Origin of the sequence: Amycolatopsis sp. NPDC059021 (assembly GCF_042739895.1) — a bacterium.
GTDB lineage: Bacteria > Actinomycetota > Actinomycetes > Mycobacteriales > Pseudonocardiaceae > Amycolatopsis.
In genome coordinates, this window is sequence record NZ_JBHYIQ010000047.1 from 29049 (window position 1) to 43909 (window position 14861).

At 72.0% G+C, this 14861-nt stretch carries 12 protein-coding genes; 6 read left to right on the forward strand and 6 right to left on the reverse strand.

All coding sequences use genetic code 11. The features are described 5' to 3' along the window. Positions 1-2: 2 nt before the first annotated feature. The 3 genes from ACFWX1_RS26010 to ACFWX1_RS26020 all read right to left on the reverse strand — a co-directional run bounded on the left by ACFWX1_RS26010 (position 3) and on the right by ACFWX1_RS26020 (position 2652). Entirely contained in the window at positions 3-803 is an 801-nt protein-coding gene (locus ACFWX1_RS26010; RefSeq protein ID WP_378391509.1) for an alpha/beta fold hydrolase, read from the reverse strand. A gap of 62 nt (positions 804-865) precedes the next feature. Continuing rightward, the gene (locus ACFWX1_RS26015) at positions 866-1552 is read right to left on the reverse strand and encodes a response regulator (RefSeq protein ID WP_378391511.1); all 687 of its coding nucleotides are present in this window, start codon (positions 1550-1552) and stop codon (positions 866-868) included. After that, positions 1522-2652: a sensor histidine kinase gene (locus ACFWX1_RS26020; protein ID WP_378391513.1), complete on the reverse strand. Its 1131-nt coding sequence runs from the start codon at positions 2650-2652 to the stop codon at positions 1522-1524. Before ACFWX1_RS26020 ends, ACFWX1_RS26015 begins: the two co-directional genes overlap by 31 nt. Positions 2653-2739: 87 nt before the next feature. Here ACFWX1_RS26020 and ACFWX1_RS26025 point away from each other — a divergent pair, with 87 nt between their 5' ends. Together ACFWX1_RS26025 and ACFWX1_RS26030 are read left to right on the forward strand one after the other, a co-directional pair. Further along, positions 2740-3591 (forward strand): M23 family metallopeptidase, encoded by an 852-nt coding sequence (locus ACFWX1_RS26025; protein ID WP_378391515.1) that lies wholly within the window; start codon positions 2740-2742, stop codon positions 3589-3591. 158 nt (positions 3592-3749) lie between these two features. Continuing rightward, positions 3750-4832, forward strand: a complete 1083-nt coding sequence (locus ACFWX1_RS26030) for a DUF4192 domain-containing protein (protein ID WP_378391517.1) — start codon at positions 3750-3752, stop codon at positions 4830-4832. On the opposite strand, the gene galE is transcribed toward ACFWX1_RS26030, so the two are convergent. The 3 genes from galE to ACFWX1_RS26045 all read right to left on the reverse strand — a co-directional run bounded on the left by galE (position 4801) and on the right by ACFWX1_RS26045 (position 7772). Next, positions 4801-5790 (reverse strand): UDP-glucose 4-epimerase GalE, encoded by a 990-nt coding sequence (galE, locus tag ACFWX1_RS26035; RefSeq protein WP_378391519.1) that lies wholly within the window; start codon positions 5788-5790, stop codon positions 4801-4803. The two genes, ACFWX1_RS26030 and galE, sit on opposite strands and share 32 nt — an antisense overlap. A gap of 108 nt (positions 5791-5898) precedes the next feature. Then, the gene (gene galK / locus ACFWX1_RS26040; protein WP_378391521.1) at positions 5899-7083 is read right to left on the reverse strand and encodes a galactokinase; all 1185 of its coding nucleotides are present in this window, start codon (positions 7081-7083) and stop codon (positions 5899-5901) included. Then, complete coding sequence (locus ACFWX1_RS26045; RefSeq protein WP_378326421.1) at positions 7080-7772, reverse strand: metal-dependent transcriptional regulator; 693 nt, start codon at positions 7770-7772, stop codon at positions 7080-7082. The genes galK and ACFWX1_RS26045 overlap by 4 nt, the downstream gene beginning before the upstream one ends. A 138-nt stretch (positions 7773-7910) precedes the next feature. On the opposite strand from ACFWX1_RS26045, the gene ACFWX1_RS26050 reads away from it, so the two are divergent. From ACFWX1_RS26050 to ACFWX1_RS26065, 4 genes are all read left to right on the forward strand, one after another. Continuing rightward, a complete protein-coding gene (locus ACFWX1_RS26050; protein WP_378391523.1) occupies positions 7911-8759 on the forward strand; it encodes a sulfurtransferase in 849 nt (282 codons plus the stop codon). 641 nt (positions 8760-9400) lie between these two features. Next, a complete protein-coding gene (locus ACFWX1_RS26055; RefSeq protein WP_378391585.1) occupies positions 9401-10702 on the forward strand; it encodes a diguanylate cyclase in 1302 nt (433 codons plus the stop codon). Positions 10703-10740: 38 nt separating this feature from the next. Then, entirely contained in the window at positions 10741-11913 is a 1173-nt protein-coding gene (locus tag ACFWX1_RS26060; protein ID WP_378391525.1) for an acetoin utilization protein AcuC, read from the forward strand. A gap of 2 nt (positions 11914-11915) precedes the next feature. Next, complete coding sequence (locus ACFWX1_RS26065; RefSeq protein WP_378391527.1) at positions 11916-14603, forward strand: GNAT family N-acetyltransferase; 2688 nt, start codon at positions 11916-11918, stop codon at positions 14601-14603. Positions 14604-14861 lie beyond the last annotated feature (258 nt).

The window sequence follows — 14861 nt, forward strand, 5'->3', positions numbered from 1 at the left end:
CGCTACCCGGCGAAGTAGTCGATCAGCACCGGAGCCAGGACGGCCATCGACACGGTGTGCTTCCGGCCTTCCAGGCTCCGGTGCTTCGCGCCGGGCAGGACGGCGGCGAGGTCCTTGGCCGCCTTGCGCAGGGCGGCCGGGCTCTTGGCGCCGTCGAGCACGAGTGCCGGCGCCGTCAGGCCCGCCCACTCCCCGGCGCGTAACGGCTCGCCCGCGGTGTGGCCGTCGAGGAGTTCGGCGTCGTACGGGAGAGTGTGGGCGAGGTCGGCCAGCCGCTGCCACACGCCGCGCATCGCCCGCATGATCAGGATGACGAACCACGGCGCGCCCATGCCCTTGGTCATGAAGTACTTGACCGCTTCGGCGCGCTCGTCGTCGCGGATCAGCGTCCGCAAGTGCTCGAGGAAGTCGGCGGGCGGGTGCTTTCCCGAGGCGTCGGTGACGAACGGCGGTTCGTACAGCGCGAGCTTCTTGATCGGGACACCGTGCGTAGCGGCCTTCAGCGCGAGGACCGCGCCGGACGACAGACCCCAGACGTAGGCTTCGCCGCCCGCGGCGTCGACGACCGCTTGGAGGTCTTCGATCTCGCGCTCGGGGGAGTACGGCGCGGTGTCGCCGCTGTCGCCGCGGCCGCGCCGGTCGTAGTTGTAGACCGTGAACCGCCCGGCGAGCAGCCCGGCCAGCTCCACCAGCCCGGGGAAGGTCCGGTAGCCGAACGCGCCGGAGACCAGGATCAGCGCCGGTCCGTCCCCGGTGCGGTCGTAGGCGATCTTCGTGCCGTCGCGAGAGATGGCGGTGTGCATGGGGAGATCCTTCCGGGTGCCACCCGGCGCGTGGCACGCAGGTGGGCGGTCGCCTCGGCGGATCAGTCCGCGATGCCCGCCCGGTAGGCGAAGGCGACGGCCTGGGCCCGGTCGCGCAGGCCCGCCTTCGTGAACAGGTGGTTCACGTGGGTCTTCACGGTGGCTTCGCTGACCACCAGCGTCCGCGCGATCTCGGTGTTGGACAGCCCCGCCGCGATCAGCCGCAGCACCTCGATCTCGCGCGCGGTGAGGCCCTCGACCTCCTTGACGCGCACGGGCGCGCTCCGGGTCGCGGCCGCCACGAGACGGCGCTGCAGCTCGGCGTCCACAGTGGACTGCCCGTCCGCGGCGGCGTGCAGCGCGCGGGCGATGGCCTCGGCGTCGGCGTCCTTGGTGAGGAAACCGCGCGCACCCGCCTTCAGCGCCGCCAGCAGGGATTCGTCGTCGGCGTAGGTGGTCAGCACGACGACTTCGGTTTCCGGGTGCTCCGCGCGGACCCGTTCCGTGGCTTCCACGCCGTCGCAGCGCGGCATGCGCAGGTCGACCAGCAGCACGTCCGGCTTGTGCTCGGCGACGAGTGCGAGCGCGGCGAGCCCGTCGGCGGCCGAACCGACCACCTCGACACCGGGCAGCAGGCCGAGCAGGGTCACCAGACCTTCCCGGACGACCGCCTGGTCGTCGGCGAGCACGACGCTCAGTGGTTTTCCCACCCCCCGACTCACCCCGGCACCGTCAGGTGTATCCGCCATCCGTCCTCCACCGGCCCGCTGTCGAGCCGCCCGTCCAGCAACGCGACCCGTTCTCCCATTCCCCGCAAACCGTAGCCTGCCGCCGGGGCCTCCGGCGGGCGCCTGCCCTGGTGGTCGGCCACGGTGAGTTCGACCTGCCCGGAGGCGAAGTTCAGGGTGACGTCGACGTCGGCCTTCGGCGCGTGCTTGCGGGTGTTCGCCAGCGCCTCCTGGACCGCGCGCACCAGCGTCGCGCCCACCGCGGCGTCCAGTTCACGCGGTTCGCCCTCGATGGCGAGGTCGGCACGGGCACCGGTGTCCAGGCGGTACGCGGCGAGCAGGTCGGACATCGCGCGCTCCACCGGAACCGCGTCCTCGCGGAGCGCGGCGACGGCCTTGCGCGCCTCGGCGAGCCCGTCGGTGGCGAGCTTCTGGGCGCGTTCGATCTGGCCGACGGCATCCGGGCTCGCGCCGTCGCGCACCAGCATGAGCCGGGCGCCCTGCAGGTTCAGCGCGAGACCGGCGAGGGAATGGGCGAGCACGTCGTGCAGTTCGCGGGCGATGCGGGCGCGCTCGGCGAGCGCGGCGGACCTGGCGTGCTCCTCGTTCGCGGTCTGCGCGCGGGCCAGCGCGAGTTCGGCCTGCTCCAGCTTCTCCATCCGGTTGCGGCGGTTGAGGGCGAGCAGCACGACCACGGCCAGGATCGCGTAGATCGACAGGACGTCCCTGATGTCGAGCTGCCGCGCGAACACCCACCACGTGATCCCCGCCAGGTTGAGCACGATGCTCGCGATCGCGGAGGCCGGTGGCAGCCGGAACACCGCCATGAACGTCATCGTGTACATCGAGGCGGAGGCCCAGCTGGACGGCGCCAGCACCCACACGGCGGCCGAGGTCGCCACGATCGTGGGCAGCACCACCGGGAGCAGCCCGCGCGGGCCGCCGGTCAGCGGGTACCACAGCACCGGGAGGGACAGGGCGAGGGTGACCACGATCAGGACCCAGCCGAGCGTGCCCGCCCGCGGCATCGCCGTGGCCATCGAGACGGCGACGAGCCCCCAGCGCACCCAATGCGGCATCGGCGGCACCGACGGGTGGCGGCCGGGCTGCGGTGTCGTCATGCTCGTCCCTTCTGCTGGTTGTACGGAAAATGTACTTCGGCGGTCTTGGCTGTGCGGTGTCCGGCTTTCCCGCCCCAGGAGGTATCCATGTCCAGGTTGCGACGGCTCGCTGTGTTCGCCGCGGCCGCGGTCCTGCCCGCGCTCGGCCTGACACTCGCCGGCCAGGCGACGGCGTCGGCCGCGCCGAACTTCCAGGTCCCCTTCAAATGCGGTGTCACGGTCACCGCCGCGACGTTCAGCGGCCACAATCCGGCCAACTCGGTCGACTTCCAGAAGGCGGGCATCACCGGGATGCCGGTGCTCGCCTCGGCCGCGGGCACGGTGACCAGGGTGGCCAACGAGGGCAGCACCAGCTACGGCCGCTGGATCGAGCTCGACCACGGCGGCGGCTGGCGGACCCGCTACGCGCACCTGTCCGCGCAGGAGGTGTCGGTGGGCCAGAAGGTCAACGGCGGCACCCAGATCGGCAAGGCGGGCGCGACCGGCGGGGTCACCGGGCCGCACTTGCACTTCGAAGAGAACCTCAACGGCGTGACGCAGAAGGCCGTGCTCAACGGCGTCGCCGTGCCTTACTACGGCCACAAGGACTTCACGTCCAAGAACAACTGCGGTGGCAACCCGTACTCGGCCGAGCAGGTCTGCGGCTCCGGGTTCTCCGTCGTGGATTCGCAGCCGCTCGGGACCGCCGGGACGTCGTACCTGCTGTACAACGCCTCGACCAAGGCGAACTGCGTGACCACGCTGAAGGCCGTGTCACTGGGCACCGCGAGCCCGGTCTCGGCGTTCCTCGAAGTCCAGGGCTCGGCACGGACGACCGACTCCGGCAGCTTCACCTACTACGCCGGGCCGGTCACCAAGACCGCCGGATCGACCTGCGTGCGCTGGGGCGGTTCGGTCGGGACCAGCGCCTACGAGAGCCCGTTCGAACACTGCGGCTGAGGCCGCATGACTCGGTGGGCCGCGCAGGATAGCGCGACCCACCGACAGGACAAGCCTGCCCGTGCCCCCGCCGGGCAGGCTTGTCCACACCGGACCCGGTGATCCACAGATTCGCCGCGGTCGCCCCGGACGGCCCCGTCCCGCCGCAAGGTGGACCCATGACCACTTCCACCGCGGCCGGCACCGATCCGGTCGACCTCCGGGATCCGGCGCAGCTGCTCGCCGCGTTCCCCTACCTGTTCGGGTTCCGGCCCGAGAACTCCGTGGTACTGCTCGGCCATCGGCCGCCCGGCACTGTCGTCGGGCTGCTGCTCCGCGCGGATCTGCCCGCCCGGAAACACCGGGCGCACCAGGCGGAAGCGCTGGCGCAGCGGTTCGCGAGCAGTCCGCACACCGGGGTCACGGCGGCCGTGATCGGCGGCAAGCCTCCGCGGGGCGGCAGGCCGCCGCACGCGGGGTTCGTCCATCACCTCGACCGCGCGCTGGCCGGGCACGGGCTGCGGATGCTGCACGCGCTGTGGGCCCCGGAGATCGTGTCCGGCGCGCCATGGGCGTGTTATCAGGACACCGTCTGCGGCGGGGTCCTGCCGGATCCGCGCGGCACCGTGGCCGCCGCGGTCACTACGGAATCCGGGCAGGTCGCCTTCGCCAGCAGAGCCGAAATGGAACGGCAGCTCGAACCCCGGTGCCCCGAGGCACTCGCGCGGCGGGCCGCCGCACTGGCCGCGCTCCCCGCACCGCCGTGGGATCCGGCGGACGCGGTGGCGGAGGGCGGCGCGGAGATCCGCGCGGCGCTGGAACGGCAGCGCCGCGGGGCGGGCCCGCCCACCGACGAGCAGGCTGTCCGGCTGGCCTGCGCGCTCGCCGACAAACGCGTCCGCGACGCCTGCCTCGCCACCGCGCTCCCGGCGGACACCCCGATCGCCCGGCAGGCCGAGGCACTGTGGCTCACGCTGGTCCGTGAGCTGCCCGCCCCGCATCGGGCCGAAGCGGCCTGTCTGCTGGGGTATGCGGCCTACATGCGGTCCGACGGCACCTTCGCCGGAATGGCGCTGGCGAACGCGCTCGCGGCCGTACCGGGTCATCTGCTGTCGCGGCTGCTCGCCGGAGCCCTCGACCACGGCTTCACCCCGGAGTCGCTCGCCGGTCTCGCGCGGTGCGAGGGCGTCGCCGACCTCGGTCTCTCCGGCGAACCGCCGGGTGACCCCGTCAGGAGCGAGCGGCGTGGCGGGAGCGGGTGAACTCCCAGGCGTCGGCGACGATCCCGGCCAGGTCGGTGCGCTCCGGCTTCCAGCCGAGCTCCGCGTGGGCGCGGTCGCTGGCGGCCACCAGCACCGAGGGGTCCCCGGCACGGCGGGGCGCGAGTTCGGCCGGGATGGCGTGCCCGGTCACCGCACGGCAGGACTCGACCACCTCGCGCACGGAGAAACCGGTGCCGCTGCCGAGGTTGTAGATCCGGTGCTCGCCCGCGGTCGCGTGCTTCAGCGCGAGGGAGTGCGCGTCGGCGAGGTCGACGACGTGGATGTAGTCGCGGATCGCGGTCCCGTCCGGCGTCGGGTAGTCGTCGCCGTAGATCTGGATGTGGGCACGGTCGCCCGTGGCCACCTGGAGAACGAGGGGAATGAGATGGGTTTCGGTGGTGTGCCGCTCGCCGTAGGCGCCGTACGCGCCGGCGACGTTGAAGTACCGCAGGCTCACCGCGGCGAGTCCGTGTGCTCGCGCGAAGCTGGTGATCGCGGCGTCGATGGCGAGCTTGGTCGCGCCGTAGGTGTTGGTCGGCCGCGTCGGCGCGGTCTCCGGGATGGGGGAGACCTCCGGCTCGCCGTAGGCGGCGGCGGTGGAGGAGAACACCAGCCGCGGGGTGCCGTGCGCGTGCATCGCCTCCAGCAGGCGCAGCGACGTGACGACGTTGCCTTCCCAGTACTTCGCCGGATCCGACATCGACTCGCCGACGAGCGACTTCGCGGCGAAGTGCAGAACACCGTCGAAGCCCTCGCCGAGGATCTCGGCGGCCACCTCGGCGGCGTCGCCCTCGATGAACCGGGCGGCCGGGGGCACGGCGTCCTTGTGCCCGGTGGACAGATCGTCGACCACGGTGACCTCGTGACCGGCCTCGATCAGCCGGGCGGCACACACACTGCCCACGTATCCGGCGCCGCCCGTCACGATCAGTTTCAGGCTGCTCTGGTCCTCGGTCACTTGGTGGCCCTTCTGGTGCGGAGTTCGGTGGTGACTGCGGGGCACAGTCTCTCCTCATGGCGACGCCCCGGAACCGCTGGGGGTTGTCTCCTGGCCGTCGCCGCCGCGTTAGACAGTGTCGCGGCCCGCGCCCCGGGAAGGAACGGCGGTGAACAACCGCGGCCGGCGCCCGCCCGCCTCGGCGAAGGCGGCTTCGACCGCGGCGCCGATCCGGTCCAGATCCGGCTCGCGCACCAGCGCGATGGCCGAACCCCCGAAACCGCCGCCGGTCATCCGGGCGCCGAGCGCGCCCGCGGCGCGGGCGGACTCGACGGCGAGGTCCAGCTCGGGCGTGGAGATCCGGTAGTCGTCGCGCATGCTCACGTGCGAGGCGTCCAGGTATGGTCCGATCTCGGCGAGCCTGCCCGCGCGCAGCAGCGCCACGACGTCGAGCACCCGCTGGTTCTCGGTCACGACGTGCCGCACGAGCGGGGCCAGCTCGGCCGGAAGCGCGGCGAGCGCGTCGGCCAGGCCGTCGAGGGTGACGTCCCGCAATGCCTTGACCCCGAGCAGTTCCGCGGCCCGCTCGGTGCCGCGGCGGCGTTCCCCGTAGCCGCCGTCCGCGTGCGAATGCTTCGTCCTGGTGTCCATGATCAGCACCCGCACGCCGGCCTCGGCCAGCCCGAACGGCACCTGTTCCATCTCGCCGGAGCGGACGTCGAGGAAGAGCACATGCGAGTCGGTGCAGCAGAGCGACGCGGTCTGGTCGAGCAGACCGGTCGGCGCGCCGACGAAGTCGTTCTCGGCCCGCTGCACCCAGCGGGCCACCTCGTAACGGCCGGGCACGCCCGTGGCGGGCGCGTCGAGCTCGATGCCGGCGAGCCCCAGCAAAGCCAGCGACACCGCGCATTCGAGTGCGTGGGAGGAGGACAGCCCGGCCCCCGACGGGACGTCACCGGCGATCACCACGTCCGCGCCTCGGCCGAAGCCCTGATCGCGCAGCACCCACGCCACACCGGCGGGGTACGCGGCCCACCCTTCGACCGCGCCGGGGACGAGCGAGGCTATTTCGAGCGGGCCGGAGTGCTGGAGCTGGCCGTCGTCACCGAGCGTGGACACGGTGAGGATGCCGTCCTCACGGGACGAGGCCGCCGCGGCGAGCCGGTGGGGCAGCGCGAAGGGCAGGACGAAACCGTCGTTGTAGTCGGTGTGTTCCCCGATCAGGTTCACCCTGCCCGGTGCCGACCACACCCCGGCCGGGGCCGTGCCGTGGACGGCGTGGAACGCCGCCGCGGCCTGCTCCGCCGGGCTCACCTGGCCTGCGCCAGCACCGCGTGCAACGCCGAGCTCGACACCTGCGCGGTGGTGTCCCCGCCGGTGACCTCGACGGTGCCGCCGCCGTTGGCCTTGCCGACCTTGACCTTGCGGCCGGGCACGATCCCGACGGACTTGAGCTCGGTCATCAGCGACTCGTCCAGCTGGACGTGCTCGGCGATGCGCTTGATCTCGACCTCGCCGCCCCCGGTGCGCGCGAACTCGTCCAGCCGCACCAGATCGGCCTCGGCGGGGGGCGCGGGCTCACCGCCGCCGAGCTTGTCCAGCCCGGGGATGGGGTTGCCGTAGGGCGAGGTGGTCGGGTGGTCGAGCAGCTTGACCAGCTTGCGCTCCACCGCCTCGCTCATCACGTGCTCCCAGCGGCAGGCCTCGTTGTGCACGTGCTCCCACTCGAGGCCGATGACGTCGACGAGGAGGCGCTCGGCGAGCCGGTGCTTGCGCATCACGGCGATGGCGAGCTCGCGGCCGTGGTCGGTGAGCTGCAGGTGGCGGTCGTCGGCGACGACGACCAGCCCGTCACGCTCCATCCGGGCGACGGTCTGGCTCACGGTCGGGCCGCTCTGCTGCAGCCGCTCGGCGATGCGGGCGCGCAGCGGGACCACACCCTCTTCTTCGAGCTCGTAGATCGTACGCAAGTACATCTCTGTGGTGTCGATGAGTTCGTTCACGCTGGTCCCCTTCGTCCGCAGTTGCATATCGTAGTCGTTGGGCCCGACAACAACGGCAGGCCTGGGGATAACAACCCGTGCGGGCCGGATAGTCCGCCCGAGCTGCGGGGACGGGCGTCGTGACGGGAGGATGGGCCGATGCGTCCCCTGATCTCCACCACGGATCTCGCCACTCTGCTCGAGGGGCCCGCCGGAGCCTCTCCCATTGTCCTCGACGTGCGCTGGCGGCTGGCCGGGCCACCCGGTGCCGAGTCCTACCGTGAGGGTCACGTGCCCGGCGCGGTCTTCGTCGACCTCGACACCACGCTCGCCGGTGAACCGGGGGAAGGCGGCCGTCATCCGCTGCCCGAGCCGGACGAGCTCCAGCGGGGCCTGCGCGCGGCCGGGGTGCGGGCGAATCACCCGGTCGTGGTGTACGACGACGCCGACGGCTCGGTCGCCGCGCGGGCCTGGTGGCTGCTGCGCTGGGCGGGCCACACCGAGGTCGCGGTGCTCGACGGCGGTTACGCGGCCTGGCTGGCCGAAGATCGTCCGGTGAGCACGGAGACCCCGCGGCCGGCCGAAGGCGACATCGAGGTCCGGCCCGGCGGCATGCCGGTGCTCGGCGCCGACGAGGCCGCGCGGCTCGCCCGCGACGGCGTCCTCTTCGACGCGCGCGCCCGCGAGCGCTACGCCGGGGAGACCGAGCCGATCGACCCGCGGGCCGGGCACATCCCCGGCGCCGTGAACGCCCCGTTCTCCGGGCACGTGGGCGCCGACGGCCGCTGGCTGCCGCCCGCCGAGCTGGCCGCGCGCTTCGCCGGGCTCGGCGTCCGCCCCGGCGGCCCGGTCGGTGCCTACTGCGGTTCGGGGGTGACGGCGTCGTCGGTCGTGCTGGCTCTGGAGGTCGCGGGACATCCCGAGCCCGCGGCGCTGTACGCGGGCTCGTGGTCGCACTGGTCCCGCGACCCCGAACGCCCGGCGGCCACCGGCGACCTTCCCGGCTGATCGCCGGACACGACCGGAAGAGGGGGAACAGGGGAAGACAACACCGCGCCGTCAACCTCACGCTGAGTCACGGATCGGCTGGCGACCGCCCGGAAAACGGGCCCCCGGGATCGCGGGCGTGACCCGGCCGCACCGTGTGTTCGGTGGGCCGGGCCCGCCCTGCGATACCCGGTGGGATCGGGACGGCTCAGGTTTCGCGGTTACGCATGACAGCGTCCTTTCTGTCCTTTCGCGCTTTTCGCGCGCGGGAAATGTGGTCCCGGGGTGCCGCGGCGGCTCAGGTTTCACGGTTTCGCACGGCGGTTTCCCTCCCTTGTGCCAACGGTGGAATCGGATGGGATGCGGGGACTCAGGTCTCGCGGTTGCGCATGGCGGCGTCCTTTCGTACGGGTAAGCGGATTCCAGGTCGTGGGACGGCTCAGGTTTCGCGGTTGCGCATCACAGTCACCTCCTCTGCTCCCGGTGACAGCGCGGGTACCCAGCGGATACGGGGAAATGGGGCGGGCTCAGGTCTCGCGATTGCGCATGCCGACCGCCTCCCTTCACTGCTCCAATCGAGTAACGTCCATCGATCGAGGCCGTTGGTCGTGATTGGGTGGACACGGTTCGTAGATCACCCAGGAGGGTGCACCACCGTGAGTATGGATGGGGCGGAGACGGCGCACAGCGCCGCGGCCCGCATCGGTGACGTTCTGTCACCTCGCCGGTGGAAGCTCTGGGCGCAGCGCCCAGGGCTGATCGCCTACTGCCTGCTGATCGAACTCGTCGCCGTCGCCGCGACGGTCGCCACTGCGGGCCGGGCGACCCGCGTGCGGGACGTCGTGATCCTCGCCGGGCTCGCCGGGCTGGCGATCCTGCAGGCCGAGCTGGGCCGTCAGATCGAACGCGTCCGCCGCCTCGTCTCGGACACCCCGCACATCAACATGACGTCGGTGTGGACGTTCGCCGGCGTCCTGCTCCTGCCGCCCGCTCTGGTCACCGCACTGGTCGCGATCCTGTACCTGCATCTCGGCACGCGGAGCCTCTACCGCATCCGCCGGGCCCCGCTGTTCCGCGTCGTCTTCAACGCCGCGCTCGTCGTCGTCACCTGTCACGTCGCGGCGGCCGTCCTTGCCCGCAGCGGCGTGCCGAGCATGTACGCCGCGCTCGACGCGGGCTGGGCCGGCGTCATCGTGATCGCGATCGTGACGGCCACCTACTTCGTCGTCGGCGCGCTGATCACCGTCCCCGGCCTCACCGTCAAGAAGCGTTCGTTCCGCACGTTGTTCGGCGGGCTCGGCGACAACCTGCTCGAAGTCGCCACGCTGTGTCTCGGCGTGCTGACCGCGCTCACGCTCGCGACGCTGCCCGCGCTCGCGCTGATGATCGTGCCGCCGCTGCTGGTGCTGCACCGGGCCGTGCTCGTCAAGCAACTGGAGATCGCGGCGACCACCGACGAGAAGACCGGGCTGTTCAACACCACCGGCTGGCACAGCCTCGCCACCCGCGAACTGCACCGCGCGCAACGCCTGCCGCAGGCCAGCTTCGGGGTGCTCATGGTCGACCTCGACCGCTTCAAGCGGATCAACGACCAGTACGGGCACCTCGGCGGGGACGCCGTGCTCCGCGCCGTGGCGGGCACGATCAAGGGCGCGGTGCGCGACTACGACTCGGTCGGCCGGTTCGGCGGCGAGGAGTTCGTGGTGCTGCTGCCCGACATCCGCGAGACCGACGTCCGCACAGTGGCCGAACGCGTCCGCGAGGCCGTCGCCGGGCTCAGCGTCGAAATCACGGACGGCAGCCGCGCCAAGGTCATCGACGGGCTGTCGGCCTCGATCGGCGTCGCCACCTATCCCGCCGCGGGTGCCGCGCTCGACCGGCTGCTCCAAGCGGCAGACAAGGCCCTCTACAGCGCCAAGAGCAGCGGCCGGAACAAGGTCGTCTGCATCGCCGACGTCGGCTGAGACCTGCCTCGCGGGAGGCGGGGCATTACAGTGCGGACATGCGCTCGCCCGCCGTCGTCTGGGATTCCGCACTGCTGGGGTACGACCTCGGCGGGCAGCACCCGTTCAACCCCGTCCGGCTCCTGCTCACCATCCGCCTGGCCACCGAACTCGGCGTGCTCGACGGCGTCGAACTGCTCGTCCCGGACGCGGCGGGGGACGAGGAACTGCTGCGGGTGCACGTCCCGGAGTACCTCGAAGCGGTCCGGCAGGCGCCGCTGGTCGGCTGGGACGTCGGGCACGGGCTGGGCACGGACGACAATCCGGTGTTCAGCGACATGCACGACGCCTCGGCGCTCGTCGTCGGCTCGACGCTGCTGGCCGCCCGCAAGATCGCCGAAGGCGAGGCCACCCGCGCGGTGAACATCGCGGGCGGGCTGCACCACGCGATGGCCGACCGCGCGTCCGGCTTCTGCGTCTACAACGACTGTTCCATCGCGATCTCGTGGCTGCTCGACCACGGCTTCGACCGCATCGCCTACATCGACACCGACGTCCACCACGGCGACGGCGTGCAGGCCGCGTTCTACGACGACCCGCGCGTGCTGACGGTTTCCCTGCACCAGCATCCCTTCACGCTGTGGCCGGGCACCGGCTACTCCGCCGAGACAGGTAAGAGCGGCGCCGAGGGCACGGCGGTCAACATCCCACTGCCGCCGCGCACCCGCGACGCGAGCTGGCTGCGTGCCTTCCACGCCGTCGTCCCGTCGCTGCTCGCCGAGTTCGAGCCGCAGATCCTCGTCACGCAGTGCGGGGTCGACTCGCACGAGGAGGATCCGCTGGCCGATCTCTCGCTGTCGGTCGACGGCCACCGCACGATCTACACGACACTGCGGGAGCTGGCGGACACCTACGCGGGCGGGCGCTGGCTCGCCGTCGGCGGGGGCGGCTACCAGCTGGTGCGGGTGGTACCGCGCTCGTGGACCCACCTCATCGCCACCGTGCTCGACCGCGACGTGGCGCCGGAGACGAAACTCCCGCCGGAGTGGGTGTCCGACGTCGGCCGCGCGGCGCCGGACACGGAGATCCCCGCCGCGATGACCGACGGCAGGGAGACCGCGTTCAAGCCATGGGGGGACGACGTCGACGATCCGGTCGACATCGCCATCCGGGACACGCGTCGCGCGGTCTTCCCGTTGCACGGCCTCGATCCGGACGACCCGAGGGACTGAGCATGGCGGCCGAGGAACGCGACCCGTACGACTACCCGCGTGAGTGGGAAGCCGACGTCGTGCTGTCCGACGGCGGCACCGTCCACTTGCGACCGATCGTGCCCAGCGACGCCGACGCGCTGGTCGCCTTCCACGGCAAGCTGTCCGAACGCACCCGCTACTTCCGCTACTTCGGCGCCTATCCGCGCATCCCGCCGCGCGATCTCGTCCGGTTCTCCACTGTGGACCATCACGACCGGGTCGCGTTCGTGGCGATGCTCGGCGACGACATCATCGCCGTCGGCCGCTACGAACGGCTGGACGGTGGTCCCTCGGCGGAGGTCGCCTTCGTCGTCGACGACGCGCACCAGGGGCGCGGGCTGGGCTCGATCCTCCTGGAGCACCTCGCCGCGGCGGCCTCGGAACGCGGGCTGCGCCGGTTCACCGCCGAGGTGCTGGCCGAGAACGCCGCGATGGTCCGGGTCTTCCGCGACGCCGGGTACCAGGTGAGCCGCGCCATCGAGGAGGGCGTGCTGCATCTGGAGTTCGACATCGACCCGACGGAGGAGTCCCTCGCCGTCGCGCGCTCGCGCGAGCAGGCCGCCGAGGCTCGCAGTGTGCACAACCTGCTGCATCCCCGGTCGGTCGCGGTCATCGGCGCCTCCGCCGACCCCACCAAGGTCGGGCACGTCGCGTTCGCCAACATGCTGGCCGCCGACTTCACCGGCACGGTCTATCCGGTCAACCCCGAGCACCGGTCGGTCCGCGGGGTGCGGGCCTACTCCTCGGTGCTCGACATCCCGGATTCGGTCGACCTGGCCATCGTCGCGGTGCCCGCCGAAGCCGTCGAGTCCGTTTTGGATGGTGCGCTGGCCAAGGGCGTCAAGACCTTGCTCATCGTGTCGGGCGGGTTCGCCGAGGCCGGGCCGCTCGGGCTGCACGCCGAGCTGCGGCTGGTCGGTGAGGCGCGGGCGCACGGTATGCGCGTGGTCGGCCCGAACGCGCTGGGCGTGCTCAACACCGCGGCGTCGGTGCGGCTCAACGCCACCCTCGCGCCCCGGCTGCCCGCGCGCGGGCGCACCGGGTTCTTCTGCCAGTCCGGCGCGCTGGGCACCGCGATCCTGGCCGACGCCGAGGCGCGCGGGCTCGGCCTGTCGACCTTCGTCTCCGCCGGCAACCGCGCCGACGTCTCCGGCAACGACCTGTTGCAGTACTGGGAAACCGACCCCGACACCGATCTCGTGCTCCTGTATCTGGAGTCGTTCGGCAACCCGCGCAAGTTCGCCCGGCTCGCCCGTCGGCTCGCGCGCACGAAACCGATCGTCGCGGTCAAGTCCGGGCGGCACGCGGTGCGCCCGCAGCTGGCCGCGACCTCGGCCGAGGTCGACGAAGCCAGCGTGCAGGCGCTGTTCGAGCAGGCCGGGGTCGTGCGGGTCGAGTCGCTGGCGCAGCTGTTCGACACCGCGCTGGTGTTCGCCCACCAGCCGCTGCCCGCGGGGCCGCGGGTCGGCATCGTCGGCAACTCCAGCGCCATCGGCCTGCTCGCCGCCGACACCGCGCGTTCGCAGGGACTGAAGCTGGCGTTCGACCCCGTCGACGTCGGCCCGCAGGCGGGTCCGGAGGAGTTCGCCGCGGCCGTGCGCGAAGCCCTGAACTCCCCGGATACCGACGCGCTCGTCGTGGTTTTCGTGCCGCCGCTGGCGATTCCGGGCACAGCGTACGCGAGGGCGTTGCGCGAAGCCGTCGTGGAAATGGCACGGGACAAGCCCATAGTGTCGACCTTCCTCGCCGCCGAAGGCGTTCCCGCAGAACTGGCGGTCTTGTCGGACGACGGGACGCCGACGCGTGGTTCGGTGCCGAGCTACCCGAGCCCGGAACGCGCGGTGAACGCGCTGGCGCGGGTGATCCGGTACGCGGCGTGGCGTCAGCGTCCACAAGGGACACTCGTGCGGCCGGGCGGGCTGCACGTCGAGCAGGCGCAGACGATCGTGCGGGAACTGCTGGACGCCGAGGACGGGAAGACGACGCTGCTTTCGGACACCGACGTCGTCCGGCTGCTGGGCTGCTACGGCATCGAGGTCGTCCCGTTCCGCGTCGTGTCCACAGTGGACGAAGCGGTGGCCGCGGCCGCCGAACTGGGCTATCCGGTGACGTTGAAGGCGGTCGACGAGCGGCTGCGCGGACGTCCGGATCTCGCCGGGGTGCGGCTGGACCTGACTTCGGAGGACTCGGTGCGCACCGCGTACGAGGGCCTGTGCGAGGTGTCCGGGGACGACGAGGTCTACGTCCAGCGCATGGCGGCCAAGGGGATCTCCTGCGTGATCGGCCTGCAGGACGACCCGTCGTTCGGCACGCTCGTGTCGTTCGGGCTGTCCGGCCTGGTCAGCACGCTGCTGGGCGATCGCGCCTACCGGGCGATCCCGGTCACCGACGTCGACGCCGCCACCCTGCTACGGGAGCCGCGCACCGCCCCGCTGCTCACCGGCTACCGCGGCGACGAACCGGCCGACCTGCCCGCGCTGCAGGACATGGTGCTCCGCGTCGCCGCCCTCGCCGAGGACAACCCCGAAGTCCGCTCGCTCGCCCTCGACCCGATCCTGGCCTCGCCCGCCGGCGCCTTCGTCGCCAACGCCCGCCTGGTCCTCGGCCCGCCCCCGACTCGCCCCGATACCGGTCCCCGCCGCCTGCGCGCCATCACCCCCACCGACTAGATGTACTGATCTGTGAGGTTAGGGAAGCGGCTGGCAGGTGGCCGCGCGATGCTGGGGCCTTCAGCATAGTGATCGCCGCTTCTCTGTCGATCCGGTCACCAGGGTCATCTGAGGAGTAGCGGGCCAGAACTGGTGAGCGCGCCGCAGGCGGGGCGTGACTCAGGGGCTTACCGGCCGTTCTCCGGGCGAGGTCCCTTTCTGTATCGGCGGCTGCGGCCATGACGGCGTTGACGCACGGTCCTCGCAGTGAGCAGCAGT

Excerpts from the sequence above, each read along its gene's own strand:
- ACFWX1_RS26010 (WP_378391509.1), bottom strand. The coding sequence starts at position 803 with ATGCACACCGCCATCTCTCGCGACGGCACGAAGATCGCCTACGACCGC.
- ACFWX1_RS26015 (WP_378391511.1), bottom strand. The coding sequence starts at position 1,552 with ATGGCGGATACACCTGACGGTGCCGGGGTGAGTCGGGGGGTGGGAAAA.
- ACFWX1_RS26020 (WP_378391513.1), bottom strand. The coding sequence starts at position 2,652 with ATGACGACACCGCAGCCCGGCCGCCACCCGTCGGTGCCGCCGATGCCG.
- ACFWX1_RS26025 (WP_378391515.1), top strand. The coding sequence starts at position 2,740 with ATGTCCAGGTTGCGACGGCTCGCTGTGTTCGCCGCGGCCGCGGTCCTG.
- ACFWX1_RS26030 (WP_378391517.1), top strand. The coding sequence starts at position 3,750 with ATGACCACTTCCACCGCGGCCGGCACCGATCCGGTCGACCTCCGGGAT.
- ACFWX1_RS26050 (WP_378391523.1), top strand. The coding sequence starts at position 7,911 with ATGCGTCCCCTGATCTCCACCACGGATCTCGCCACTCTGCTCGAGGGG.
- ACFWX1_RS26055 (WP_378391585.1), top strand. The coding sequence starts at position 9,401 with ATGGATGGGGCGGAGACGGCGCACAGCGCCGCGGCCCGCATCGGTGAC.
- ACFWX1_RS26060 (WP_378391525.1), top strand. The coding sequence starts at position 10,741 with ATGCGCTCGCCCGCCGTCGTCTGGGATTCCGCACTGCTGGGGTACGAC.
- ACFWX1_RS26065 (WP_378391527.1), top strand. The coding sequence starts at position 11,916 with ATGGCGGCCGAGGAACGCGACCCGTACGACTACCCGCGTGAGTGGGAA.